At 70.4% G+C, this 12293-nt stretch carries 12 protein-coding genes; 3 read left to right on the forward strand and 9 right to left on the reverse strand.

Features of this window, described 5'->3' with window-relative positions:
- From AC1DP0_RS09445 to AC1DP0_RS09485, 9 genes are all read right to left on the reverse strand, one after another.
- On the reverse strand, positions 1-927 hold a 927-nt coding region (locus AC1DP0_RS09445), incomplete at its 3' end, for a phage late control D family protein (RefSeq protein WP_478083999.1).
- Positions 927-1118, reverse strand: coding sequence for a hypothetical protein (locus tag AC1DP0_RS09450; protein ID WP_478084001.1), 192 nt, complete (start codon positions 1116-1118; stop codon positions 927-929). The genes AC1DP0_RS09450 and AC1DP0_RS09445, both read right to left, overlap by 1 nt.
- A gap of 15 nt (positions 1119-1133) precedes the next feature.
- Entirely contained in the window at positions 1134-1919 is a 786-nt protein-coding gene (locus tag AC1DP0_RS09455; RefSeq protein ID WP_478084003.1) for a CIS tube protein, read from the reverse strand.
- The gene (locus tag AC1DP0_RS09460; protein WP_478084004.1) at positions 1916-2506 is read right to left on the reverse strand and encodes a phage tail protein; all 591 of its coding nucleotides are present in this window, start codon (positions 2504-2506) and stop codon (positions 1916-1918) included. The genes AC1DP0_RS09455 and AC1DP0_RS09460 overlap by 4 nt, the downstream gene beginning before the upstream one ends.
- A 3-nt stretch (positions 2507-2509) precedes the next feature.
- Positions 2510-4738 (reverse strand): phage tail sheath C-terminal domain-containing protein, encoded by a 2229-nt coding sequence (locus AC1DP0_RS09465; RefSeq protein WP_478084006.1) that lies wholly within the window; start codon positions 4736-4738, stop codon positions 2510-2512.
- A 9-nt stretch (positions 4739-4747) separates the two neighbouring features.
- A complete protein-coding gene (locus AC1DP0_RS09470; RefSeq protein ID WP_478084008.1) occupies positions 4748-5203 on the reverse strand; it encodes a phage tail protein in 456 nt (151 codons plus the stop codon).
- A gap of 13 nt (positions 5204-5216) precedes the next feature.
- Positions 5217-7124 (reverse strand): phage tail sheath subtilisin-like domain-containing protein, encoded by a 1908-nt coding sequence (locus AC1DP0_RS09475; RefSeq protein WP_478084010.1) that lies wholly within the window; start codon positions 7122-7124, stop codon positions 5217-5219.
- Between the two features lie 40 nt (positions 7125-7164).
- A complete protein-coding gene (locus AC1DP0_RS09480; protein WP_478084012.1) occupies positions 7165-7965 on the reverse strand; it encodes a hypothetical protein in 801 nt (266 codons plus the stop codon).
- Positions 7965-8534 (reverse strand): Pvc16 family protein, encoded by a 570-nt coding sequence (locus AC1DP0_RS09485; RefSeq protein WP_478084014.1) that lies wholly within the window; start codon positions 8532-8534, stop codon positions 7965-7967. Before AC1DP0_RS09485 ends, AC1DP0_RS09480 begins: the two co-directional genes overlap by 1 nt.
- Positions 8535-9071: 537 nt before the next feature.
- Between AC1DP0_RS09485 and AC1DP0_RS09490 the strand changes: the two genes are divergently transcribed.
- From AC1DP0_RS09490 to AC1DP0_RS09500, 3 genes are all read left to right on the forward strand, one after another.
- Positions 9072-10121: a M4 family metallopeptidase gene (locus tag AC1DP0_RS09490; protein ID WP_478084016.1), complete on the forward strand. Its 1050-nt coding sequence runs from the start codon at positions 9072-9074 to the stop codon at positions 10119-10121.
- A gap of 79 nt (positions 10122-10200) precedes the next feature.
- On the forward strand, positions 10201-10542 hold the full coding sequence (locus AC1DP0_RS09495) for a protealysin inhibitor emfourin (protein ID WP_478084018.1): 342 nt from the start codon (positions 10201-10203) through the stop codon (positions 10540-10542).
- Between the two features lie 1017 nt (positions 10543-11559).
- Complete coding sequence (locus AC1DP0_RS09500) at positions 11560-12210, forward strand: hypothetical protein (RefSeq protein ID WP_478084020.1); 651 nt, start codon at positions 11560-11562, stop codon at positions 12208-12210.
- The last annotated feature ends 83 nt before the right edge of the window (positions 12211-12293 follow it).

Consider the following 12293-nt stretch of genomic DNA (forward strand, 5'->3'; position numbering starts at 1 on the left):
GATCTCAGGACGGCCGGCGGCGGTGCCGGTTCCCGTGACGAACCGGCGGGCGCGGTCCAGGTACGCCGCGGCGGCTCGCGACCTGGCGTCGTCCGAGGCAAGGGGCTCGGCCACGACCAGCCGCTCGTGACGCTCCGAGAACGCGGCCTCGATGATGGCCGTCCCCGAGGTCCCGTCCCCGAGCTCGTCGCGGATGGAGTCCTCGCCTCCGGTCTCGGCGATGGCGTCCTTGTCCGACACCGACCAGCCGGTCACCGTCACGTCGGTGCACTGGTGAGCCAGGTCCGCGGTGACCGCGAAGGACAGCAGGTCGCCGCCGCCGTAGCGCAGCGAGGTCTCGCCGGCGTCCCGGTCCGCCCGCCCCTGCAGGTGAAGGGTGGTGCCGCTGAGCCAGACCTCCGCGCCGTCGGCCTGGGCCGCGCTGCGCAGGAAGGCGAGATCGCTGAGGTTGACCTGGCTGCTCACCCGGCGCTGGGGGCCGTCGACGTCGACCTGCGCCGTGAGGCCGTGGTCGCCTGCGATGGTCTGCGCGATGTCGGCCAGGGTGCTGTCCTCGAAGGTGCGGGTCCGGCGCGCAAGTCGCAGCTCCTGCAAGGCGTCCTCCGCCTTGACCGTGACGGTGGCGTAGGAGTCGCCCGGGTAGTCCGCCCCGATCGCCGTGACGCGGCCGTCGAAGACCGGGTCGGCTCCCTGCGGCCCCATCCGCACCGACAGGGTGGTCCCGAAGTCGAGGGCGGTCCGGTCGAGATAGCGGTAGTTCGCCGGCGGGTCGGCGGGCCCTTGGGTGAGCAGCCGCGCCTCCAGCGTGCACATCCCGGCGATGTCCTCCTCGACCTCCATCCAGACCAGGTCGCCGCCGACGGCGGCGTTGAGGCTGCCGCCGACCGAGACCCTCGGGGTGGAGACGTATGCCGTAAGGTCGGTCATCAGTCGGCCCTGCGCCGGTCGTGGCGGTCCGTGGCGGCGCGCCGCAGCGTCTCGAGCATCCGTCCGGCATCGGATGCGCTCGGCTGCATCGGCGCCGGGCCCGGTTCCGCGCCGGACCTGGTCGGCCCCGTCGCCCCGGTCGGCGCGGCCGACTCGGACTCGACGATCAGGTCACGGATCTCGATGGGCATCTGTTCTCCTTGGTCTCACGAGGTCCTGATCGAGGCGTCGATGACAGTGCCGGGGACGAGCAGCCGTGGGTTGTCGATGCCGTTGGCGGCGGCGACCGCCTTCCACGACACGCCACCACCGGCCCGCGCGGCGACCGCCGCCACGGTGTCCCCGGACTGGCTGAGGGAGAGCGGCGTCGTGCCGACCGCGGCCGTCGAGCCCACGCTCGCGCTCGCCGACACCCCCGCGCTCGCACCGAGGCCGGCTCCGGCGCCGAACGAGGCTCCGACCGACGCCGAGGCTCCGACTCCGCCGCCGAGGCCTCCGCCCGAGCTGGCTGCCCGCTTGTCGTCGGTGTCGAGCAGGCTCACGCCAGTCATGACCAGGTGGACGTCCGCCCGCAGCGGAGTCCCGGACGCGTCGAAGAACGTGAACGTCTGCGAGAGCGCGGTGATCGAGCCGTAGAAGGTGAAGCTGCCCCAGTGGAACTGCACAACCTTGCGCGGGGGCGGGTTGTCGGTCGGCTTGTCGTAGGAGATGAGTCGGACGAGCTGGTCCGTCTTCAGCTGCACCGACGTCCCCTCCACCGAGGAGTCGAAGAGCAGGTCGACCGTGAACGTGTCGGTCTCCCCGGTCTGTTCGGTCGGCGCCTTGCTCCGGGTGCCAGGCGGTGTGCGCAGGTAGGCGGAGCGGACCGGGCCCATCGGGTTGTACGTCACCGACAGGGTCTTGGGGTCGAAGTCGACCGCGAGGCTGACTCCGTCCTTGACCTTCTGGTTGGCCTGGCGGTCCCACTCGGTGATGCGCGCGATGCCGGTCACAGCCCACCTCCGAAGGACGCGTCCGCCGAGACGGACGCCCCGGCCGAGAACGACGCCGACGCGGACGCGGTGAGCGACGCGGTGGCGCCGAATGACGCCGAGATGGCCTGGCTGCCCGCCGCCGGGTCGGCCACGGCCAGCTTCTGGTAGACGAGCGTCAGCTCCTCGACCGCGACCAGCCCGTCCTTGGCGTTGAGCGCGGGGGCGCGCATCTTGATCGGGAGGCAGCCGGTGAGGGTGAACCGGACGGCGGGGGTGCCGTCACGCGCCCACATCGTCACTTCGCCGTGCGCGGTGAGCACGGACCCCGGGCGCGTGCCGTTGGTGAACCAGGTCCACAGCTGGAGGTCGCGGGTCATGCCGCGGCGCAGCGTGAGGTTGCCGTAGGTGACCGGCCCGATGAGCTGGATCTGCCGGTCGTTGACGCCTCCGGACTCGACCGTCTTGTGCTGCATGGTCATGTCCAGCCCTTCGGCCTCGGCGAAGGCCGCGTCACACAGGGGGCTGGTGAGCCCGGCGCTCGGCTGGTCGAGGTCGAGCACGACCTCGAACCGGAAGGTGGTCAGGGGGATGTCGGATCCGGCCATCGGTCAGCCCTCCACCACGTCGAGCAGGCCCTCGTCGGTGCGCCGCAAGGTCACCGTGATGAACTCCACCGGGGTGGTGGGGGCGACCTGCAGCTGCACGACGACCTCGCCGGGGGTGGCTGCCGCGGAAGCGAGGGCGTCGTCGACGACGACCCGGTACGCGGCGAGGCCGCCTCGTTCGACCAGCGCGCCGAGGATCCGGTCGAACCGCATCCGGACCTGCTGCCGGAACCGGTCGTTGTCGACCTCGAACGCGTACCGCTGGCCCAGACGGAGGGCGATCTTGCGGATGAGGATGAGCAGGCGGCGAACCGACACCTGCAGCAGCGGCGGCTGGTCGGTCAGCGTGTGCGCGCTGAGCAGGGTGAAGGTCCCGGGCGGGTGCACGACGAGGTTGGCGTGCGCGTCGAAGAGGGTCACCTGCTCGGCACGGGTGACGGCGGGGACCGTCCGCAGGACTCCACGCAGCGGTATTCCGGCCGGCGCGATCCAGGCGCCCCGGGCGAGCTCGCGCGTGGCGATGCACCCGGCGGCGACGCCGTCCGGCGGGACGTCGCGCTGGACCGCGACGCCGTCCGTCGTCCCGATCGCCACGGAGACCCAGGGGTGCCACAGGCCCGCGTAGCCGAGCGGCGGGGTCGCCGTCGAGGCGCTGTCAAGCACCCGCTGGTCGCCGGCCAGGCTGTCACGCCAGGCGACGGTGGCCGCCACGTCGTAGTGTCTCGGCACGCACAGGAGTGCGACCTGGTCGGCCCGGGCCGCGCACATCGTCACGAGTGCGACCTGGACGTCGAGCAGGGCCTGCTCGTCGTAGAAGGCGATCGGCTCGAGCTCGGGCAGCCCGTCCTCGATGGTCGGAGCGGGCGCCGGCTCCGGCACCGGTGGCTCGACCGGGTCGGGCACCTCGCACCCCCTGAACCCGGACCAGTCGACCGGCTCCGGCTCCACCGGGGTCGGCACGGGAAGTGGCTCGGGCAGGGGAGGGGGCGGCGGAAACCATCCCCGCTGGATCGCATCCGGGACCGCGACGATCGCCACCTCGTCGATGCCGACCAGGGCGTGGATCCCACGCAGCTGGGCGCTCTCATGGGCGAGTGAGGTCAGCTGGTCGGCGTCCGCCAGCAGGCTGAACACGGAGTCGTCCCGCAGCCGCGGGTCGGTGAAGACGTCGAGCGAGAGCTGGTCCAGGTCGTCGTCACCGTCGGTGAGCACACCGTCGGCGCCGGACGGGTCGTCGCCGAGGCCGTCGGCGACGTCCGCCGTGCCGGTGGGCAGCGCCATCCCGAACGGCACCGCCAGGCCACCTTCGGCCACCTGCTCGAGGGTCAGGTCGTCCTGCCTCACCAGCAGCGAGCGGCGAAGGTCCGGTGCCACGCCGGCCTGGAGCACGTCGGTCCAGCAGGGCCGCGCGGCGGGCAGCACCGTGGCCGGCGCGAACGCCAGGTCGCCCCATCGCTCGAGCTCCGGCGCGCCGGGCGGGTGATGGCGGCGCACGACGAGGTCGAAGCGCAACAGGCGGGCGGAGCGCACCGGCAGGACGAGCGGCAGGCTGGCGACCGCCACCGGCGACGGCGACCCGTCAGCGGCGACCGGGAGCTCGAGATCGACCAGCGGGCCCGCCTCCGGGTCGACCGACCGCACCCGGCAGAACAGTCCGGGTCCGAGTGGCCCCAGGTCGAGCAGGAGCAGATCGCCCGACTGGAGACCGACCTGCGCTCGAGGGTCGAGCGGCAGCCGGCCGTACGCCCCGCCCTCCTGCCGCGAGTAGGGCCCGCCCGGCGTGAGCTGCTGGGACAGCAGGACGGTCTGCACGGACGTTCCCGTCGACCACGACCCCGGCCAGGCCGCTGAGACGGCGACCGGAAAGGTCGCTGTCGTGCCTGCGAACCGGACCTCGAGTCCCGGGACCCGCCACCGACCCGAGCTGGCTTGCGGCCCGGCGACCCGCACGACGTAGCAACGCCGTCCGCCGTTGTCGAAGAACGAGCGAACGCAGGTCGGCAGCTGGGCCGGCACCGGCGCGCCGGCGTCCTGAGCGAGCGCGACATCGCCTCCGAACACGGCGGCATACTGTGCCGGGTCCTCGATCGCGACCGGGGTGTCGAGTGGTCCGCGTTCGGCGAACCCCACGAACCCCGCGACGTCGAGCCGCACCGCCTGTTCGGCGGCGGGCAGGGTGGCGTCGACGTCGACTCCGGGGAGTCGGCCGCGCAGGGTCAGGGTCGCCGTCATCGGGGTGCGCTACTCGATCTCGAGGTCCTCGACCGACAGCACCAGCTCTTCGATCGCGACATCGGTGCCGGTCTTGGCGTTGAGTGCGGGCGCGGTGTAGCGGATCGGACGCGCGTTGAGCAGCTTCCACACCATCGTGGGGCCCTCGTGCGCCTCGTCGAGCAGGCTCACCGTCACGGTGGGGATGATGCGCCGCTCGCCCGTGCGGATGGCGTTCACCCAGTCGTAGAGGTCGGTGGCGCCGATGAGTCCGCGCTTGAACGTCACGTCACCGACCTTGTAGACGCCGTTGACCTTGATCGAGTGGTTCTTCGGCGAGTTTCCGTTGCGGTAGTCCGCGGAGGTGACCTCGATGTTCATGCCGGTCACCTCCTGGAAGCCGGCCTTCGTGGAGTTCACGTCCCCGGTGGCGAAGTCGACGAGGAAGTTGAAGCTCCCGTAGGGGTTGTCGCGCTGGACGGCCATGGCAGGTCCTTTCTCACGCGCCGCTCTGGGCGGTGATCTGGCTGACGCGGAAGATGACGAACTCCGCAGGCCGCGCGGCGGCGACCCCGATCAAACACACGAGGCGACCCTGGTCGAGGTCGTCGGCCGTCATGGTGGAGGCGTCGCACCGGACGAAGAAGCCCTGTTCCGGCTTGCTCCCGAGCAGGGCACCCGACCGCCACTCGTTGAGGAGGAACCCCTCGATGGTGTGGCGGACGCTGGCCCACAGCGCGGGGCCGTTCACCTCGAAGACCACCCACTGGGTGCCCTCGTCGATCGACTTCTCGAGGTAGTTGAAGTACCGGCGGATCGACAGGTACTTCCACTCGGGGTCGTCGGAGACCGTGCGGGCGCCCCAGACGAGGAAGCCCGGGCCCGGGAAGAACCGCAGGCAGTTCACCCCATCGGGGTTGAGCAGCTCCTGCTGCGCCCGGTTGAGACGCGTCTCGAGGTCGAGGGCCGACCTCACCACCTCGTTGGCGGGCGCCTTGATGACGCCGCGGTCGTTGTCGCTGCGAGCCCAGATGCCGGCGGCATACGCGGCGGGCGGCACGTCGACCCGGCTGCCGTCGATCGGGTGCGTGACGGTGATCCACGGGTAGTAGATCGCTGCGAGGTCCGACGAGCGCAGGTTGCGGAAGTCGAGCGCCTCGCCGGGCAGCAGCTGCGCCGGCGTCTCGAGCGCCGCGACCCGGTAGAGCATCTTCTCGCAGTGGGTCATCAACGCCCCGTTGATCGCCTGGGCGGCCGGTCCCGCGTCGCCTCCCGCGCCGACCCAGCCACCGCCCGCGCCGGGGGCCGCGACGATCGAGATGTCCTCGACCGCCTCGAGAGCCAGCAGCCCGTTGAACGGCAGGTCCGTCGCGACAGCCTGATAGTCGGAGAACGTGAGCGGGTCGCCCTCGTACGCAATGCTTTCGGGAGTGTTGCCGTCGCTGCCGTTCGCGAGGCTGACCACGACCTGCCGATCCGCGAGGGAGGCGGTCGGGTCGGCCGAGGTGGCGAGCACCGCTTCTCCGAGGATGGCTCGCGCGATGGCACCGGGCAGACCGTCGACGTCCGCACCGAGCCCGTCGACGTCCTCGATCGCGATGGGCACCGTGAGCGCCAGCGACCGCGTCGGCGGGTTGGCGGTGAGGACCGTGGTGATGCCGGTGCCGGCCGCTCGCGGGTCGAACCCGAACTCGCCGACCACCGTGGGCGGCCCGAGGGCCGGCAGTCCTTGGGCGTTGACGGTCGGGCGCCGGACCTCGACGACCACGGCCAGCGGGTAGACGGCTCCGAGGTCGTCGAGCTGCACGTCAGGGGTGCCCCCGGCGAGGTGCAGGTCGCCGGTGGCGGGGTCGCGCCGGACGACGTAGGCGCCCGCGTCGGGGTTGCTGGCCGCGGTCTCGGCCCAGACGAGGTCGTACTCGTGGACGCGCGTCAGCACGTTGCCGGCCGCGGTCGAGACGAGCACGTTGTTGCCGGACTTGAGGGTGAAGGCCACCCGCATGCGACCGGCGAGCCCGGGGAACCGGGCCCGGACCGTCAAGGCCGGGTCCGACGGGGCGGGCGGGTCGGTGGTGGCGACCGCGTGGTCCAACGCCGGGTTCTCGCCGTCGGTGTAGGCGAACGTGCGCACGACGTAGAGGCTGCTGCCACCCTCGTCGAAGAAGCCCTTCGCCCCGAGCGCCAGGTAGTTCGTGATCGGTTCTGCGCCGTCGGCGAAGGAGAGGTCGACCGCGTCGCCGTAGATCCGCGCGAAGTCGAGGTACGAGGTGAGCAGCTGCGGCCGGCCGCTGGTCGGGCCGTAGCGCGTTGGGCCGATGAAGGCTGCGGTGCTGGTGCTGACGCCTTGGATGGTTCGCGGGCCGGGAAGCTCCTCGACGTAGACGCCAGGGGCTAGGTACTGGGGCATCGGGCGATCGCCTCACTTCTGGAACTGGGTCGGGACTTGCTCACGGCGAGGGCTCCACCGAGAGGGTGAGCACGAGTGGCGACCCGTACTCGAGCGTCTTCTGGAGCGACGGGTGGGTGCCGTCGAGCTGAGCCACCGGCTGTGCCTCGACGGACGCGCGGTCCGGCGGGTCGTCCGGGCGAAGGCCGGGGGAGCGGACCAGGGCTGCCGGCCGACTGCGCACCGACACGGTCACGTCCCACTCGAGCGATGCGAGGCCGGTGCCGAGCGGGATCGACCCGGACAGCGGGGGCAACGCATCGGGCCACGGGACGTAGAGCAGGAACCTGCCCAGACCGTCCGTGACCGTCTCGTAGGTGATGGACTCGGTCACGACGCGGACGACAGCCGAGTCGAGGGGCACGTTCGTGCTGTGGTCGTGTACCTCGCCGCGGATGGTCGCCACGCCCCCGGGCGCCGGCCGCGCCGGATGGGAGTCGAGCTCGAGCACCAGCGGAGTTGCGACCGGTACGGCGACCGAGATTGCCGCGGGCAGGTAACGTCCCAGCCGGTCGGCGACCAGAGCGCAGACGAGGGCCGGGCCGGCAGCGGGGTCGCCCACGGGCCACGTGGCCAGCTGGCCGGCCGGACCCCTGGCGCGGGTGACGACTCCGCGTACGAGAGCGACGCCGAGGAGCCCGGACACCGGAGATCGACGCGCAGTGTACTTTGTGGCGGGGTCGTCGATGCGCCACACTGTCGCGGTCAGGCCGTCCGCGATCTGCTTGCCGGTCACGCGGTCGCGACAGTCGAGCGCGAGGAGCGCGCGCTGGGACAGGCGTTCGAGCAGTCGCGTTGCCATCAGGGCTCCGCAAGGTCCAGCGCGCGCTCGAGCACAGGTCCGCCCGAGGGCACGACGAGCTCGGACTCGAGGCGCAGCACTCGGGCTACGTATGCCGCTGAGAGCTGAAGGCTGCTCGGCAAGACCTGCCAGACCTGGAAGACCTCGTCGTTGGTCAGCTCGACCGGGCTGAGCTCGACCGTCTCATCGGGGCCGAACACGCCTGGGGCTGCGGCATTGAGGAAGCCTGCCGAGAGCACCGGGGCGTCGGCGACCGTGCGCATCGCCCAGCCGAGCAGGGCGTGCTCGATCGACGCGTCCTTGGCCCACGCGGTGAGCAGCAGCGACATGCGCAGTGGCAGCGGGCGGCGGTGCGAGACCTCGGCAGGTGGGAGAGTGCGCTGCACCGGGTCGGTGCTCACCTGGTAGACGAAAACCGAGATGCCCGTGCTCATCGGGGCGTTGAAGTCCTTGCCGTGGTAAACCTCGAACTCCGGCTCGAGGCCACCGAGCAGGTCGCTCTCCCAAGCCTGCCGAAAGAGCGTGGTGATCGCCTCGGGGACCGCCCCGACCGCCTGAAACGTGGCCACGTTGCCCACTGTCCGCGACGGGTGTCAGGCGCCTGTCGCCGGTTCGTCCAGGCATCGTCACGGAGTCGTCACGGTGGCCCCTGACACCCTCTCTGCAACAGTCCGACCGGCGCCGTATGCCGTGTGGGGCGGTGACGCGTAGGTGACGTCCGGGGTACAGGGTCAGTAGGTGGCGGAAATCCAACCTGCTCGAACCCTCTCGGCCACACGTGCTGAGGCGCGGGAGGGGTCGACCGACCGGATGGGCTCTTCCGCCGCCGGAGTGCCTGTGTGGGCATCCGCGCCCCACCTCACGGGCGAGGGCAGAGGCGCCCAACCGATGATGCCGGTGAGGACTGCGCCATCCAGCAACAGCGCCCCCGACGCCCCAGCGGCGCCACCGGATCCGCGGACGGAAGCGGCCCGGCGGCATACCGTTGTCGTGCAGGCCCCTCAAGCGCCCACGTATCTGTAGGCGCTCTGCGGCCTCTGACTGGTGGTTCCAGCCCCGGGGGCGGCACGCTCCACGGGGAATCTCCTCGATGATTGGAGTCCCTCATGCCCCGCCACTCGCTCGCCTGCATCGTCCCGCCCGACCTGTTGGCCGCCATCGCCCGCGAAGCCGATCCCGACCAGCGTCAAGCCTTGCTCGAGACGCTCCAGCTGGACCACAGCTTCCGTCTCGTCCGGGCAGAGACCGCGGCTCGGACCATCGCCACTGACCGGGCCGTCGCCCCGCGCGTCGGAGCTGGCACCCCCAACCGCGCCATCTACGACCAGAACCACTCGACGGCGGGCACGCCCGGGACGTTGGCCAGGTCGGAAGGTCAAGGGCCGGTTGCCGACGTGTCGGTCAATCAGGCGTACGACAACTTCGGGTACACCTACAAGCTGTACTGGGACATCTTCCACCGCGACTCGATCGACGACCAGGGCATGCAGATCGAGGGGCTCGTCCACTTCGGCACCAGCTACGACAACGCCTTCTGGGACGGCGCCGGGCACATGTTCTTCGGCGACGGCGACGGCAAGATGCTCACCGACACGACCAAGGGCACAGACGTCGTCGGCCACGAGCTCACCCACGGGGTGACCCAGCATGAAGCCAACCTGCTGTACTCCGGACAGTCCGGCGCGCTCAACGAGTCGGTGTCGGACGTCTTCGGCTCACTCGTCAAGCAGTACCACCTCGGCCAGGATGCAGCAGCCGCCGACTGGCTCATCGGCGCCGACATCGTGGGGCCACAACTGGCCCCCGCGCTCCGGTCGATGAAGGCGCCCGGCACGGCGAACCCGTACGACAACCAGCCCTCGACCATGGACGGTTACGTACACACCACCTCCGACAACGGCGGCGTCCACACCAACTCGGGCATCCCGAACCATGCCTTCTACGTCATCGCGACGAGCATCGGCGGCAACGCCTGGGAGGCCGCCGGGCAGATCTGGTACGACACGCTCGTCGACCCGAGGCTCAAGCCGAACTCCACCTTCGCGAAGTTCGCCTCGCTCACGCTCCGCTCGGCCCGCGCTCGCTACGGCGCGACGAGCACCGAGGCTGGGGCAGTCAAGACCGGATGGGACGCGGTCAAGGTGAAGGTTCGCTGATCCGGCTGACCTGCGGCTGCTCCGGCTGATCCGCCGGCGCAGCCGCGCAGCGCGTGGGCGCCCGGACTATCCTCGAAGTGTGGCGAGCGACGAGCTGCACATCACGTACCTGCGCAGTGGCGGGTTCGCGGGCGTCGACCTGGCCGCCGAGTGCGCTGGGCCCGACCTTCCCGAGGACCAATTCCGGGTGGCGACAGACCTGCTGTCCGGGGCCTCGAAGGCCGAGGTGCCCGTGAACCCCGAGGACTCCAAGGACGCGAGACCGTATGCCGGGCCCGGCGCCGACCAGTTCACCTACACGGTGCGTCTGTCGCACAATCAACGGCATCGGACGTTCCACTGGTCCGACGGCAACGTGCCCGACGTGGTCAAACCGCTCTTGACCACGCTGGGCGGGCTCGCCGAGCCCCGACATCTTTGATCAATCTGAACAAGGACAGAGGAGGCGGTGGCACCGCACCCACGGCCTACGGCATCGAGCTCGCGCGCAGCATCCGCGCCAGGCCTCGGGGGCGGCACCTGATGAGTGCGGAATGTTCCTCGAGCAGTCCAATGGATGGCCGCCATGAGCCAAAGGGGTCCTATTGGTGTCAAGCGGCGTTGAGCAAGGCTCCGTAGGTGTCCGCAAAATAGTCGTTTCGGCGTGCGCCGAGTTCGAGCTGCGAGAGAGCCGTGGGGCAATGCAGAGGTGGTTTGCGGCGGTGGTTAGGGAGGTTCTTGTCTCGTCGCTGGTCGCAAGTCGCTGTAGTTGGGCAGCATGCTTCGACCGGCGAGCGCGCGGAACACTCCGCGAGCTACGGCCCGTGGACCGCCCGGGGACGCATGGAGGCTCGGTTGTGCCGACTCGGTGGTGTCCGTGTCGGTGTTCTGTCGGTAGTGCTGCTGTTCGTGCTCGACTGGGGGAACGCCGCTTCACCAGGAAGTGCAGGTGGGTGGGGTCGTTCCAGTCGACCTATTCCGTGGTCGCGAACTCGACGCCTTCGAGGCCGCGCCGCGGGCCGCGGCATCAGATCAGTTCGGTCGTATACAGGCCGTTGAGGGACTCGGCGTCAATCTTGTCGTAACTGCTGCGGTTGGACCCGATAAGGCGACGGCGCCCGCGGTGGCAAGCGGTTCGCTGTAGGCGATGAACACGTGCTGGGTGCCGCGGTCCGAATGATGGACCAGCCTCTGACAGCGCGGTCCTCGCGTTGCCGCTTGAACGAAGCATTAGGAATGCATCGGATTTGCCTGCGGCGTCAGACACGGCAGACCTATCGTAGATGTTCAGCGCCTCTCGGCAATCGCATTATTCGTAGGCGAACAGCGCCCACGTCACCCCCGTCATCTGCGCAGGGAGGGTGCCGCGATGACTGAATCGATAATCCTCGGAACGTACATTGACGGTCGCGCCGAGGGCCTCCTCACGGCGGAAGGAGTGTCCACGGGCGGGTTGCCCGTGGTCGCCACCGCCTCGGCCGGCCCGGTGCTCAGGCCGACCACGCTGGCCATGCCTGGACAAGCCCGACTCCAGTACGGCGCACCCGACGACCCGGGAGACCCGGAGGACGGCGAGGACGCCAAGCCCCTCGTGCGGGCGATCGAACTCTGCTACGGCAGCGGCGCGTCGACCGTGGTCGGGGTCCGGGTGGCTGTCTCGAGCGCTGCGAATGCCTCGCTCGCAATCCGCGATGCCGGCGCCCCTGTCGCTGAGTTGACCGCAGTATCGCCCCGCACCTGGGCCGACGCGGTTCAGGCGTTGGTCGGTCCTGCGACGGAGGACTGTCTCATCGAAGGAGAGCAGGTCCCCGCACCTTTCGACGAGCTGGCGTTCACCCCGGTTCTTGAATCACCCCGGAGCCGTCTGCGCCATGCGTGGCGCGAGCGGGCCGTCCGAGGGTTTCGGCTCGTCTACCGTCGCCTGAAGACCTCGGAGCCCGTCGATGCGAGCGGGGCCAACCCCTTCTTCCGCATGGGACACCTGGCCGAAGCCGGCGTCCCGGCAGCCTCGGTCCGAGTGAGCTCGAGAGGCGGCTCCACCACCGACTACGCCGGGGGCTCCAGCGACTATGGCCTATCGAAGGAGGTGTCTGATGACCAGTGCGCTTGAGTCCGGGCCGCGATCGCCGATTGTGGGCGATCTGCGCCTGGGGCCGCCCGGAGCCGGGGACCGCGAGTTGGTCGATCCCCAAG

The sequence above is a fragment of the Terrabacter sp. P5_B1 genome (assembly GCF_056400505.1).

Bases quoted from the DNA above. Each gene is read 5' to 3' on its own strand.
- AC1DP0_RS09450 (WP_478084001.1), bottom strand. From the start codon at position 1,118: ATGCCCATCGAGATCCGTGACCTGATCGTCGAGTCCGAGTCGGCCGCG.
- AC1DP0_RS09460 (WP_478084004.1), bottom strand. From the start codon at position 2,506: ATGGCCGGATCCGACATCCCCCTGACCACCTTCCGGTTCGAGGTCGTG.
- AC1DP0_RS09465 (WP_478084006.1), bottom strand. From the start codon at position 4,738: ATGACGGCGACCCTGACCCTGCGCGGCCGACTCCCCGGAGTCGACGTC.
- AC1DP0_RS09470 (WP_478084008.1), bottom strand. From the start codon at position 5,203: ATGGCCGTCCAGCGCGACAACCCCTACGGGAGCTTCAACTTCCTCGTC.
- AC1DP0_RS09475 (WP_478084010.1), bottom strand. From the start codon at position 7,124: ATGCCCCAGTACCTAGCCCCTGGCGTCTACGTCGAGGAGCTTCCCGGC.
- AC1DP0_RS09480 (WP_478084012.1), bottom strand. From the start codon at position 7,965: ATGGCAACGCGACTGCTCGAACGCCTGTCCCAGCGCGCGCTCCTCGCG.
- AC1DP0_RS09490 (WP_478084016.1), top strand. From the start codon at position 9,072: ATGCCCCGCCACTCGCTCGCCTGCATCGTCCCGCCCGACCTGTTGGCC.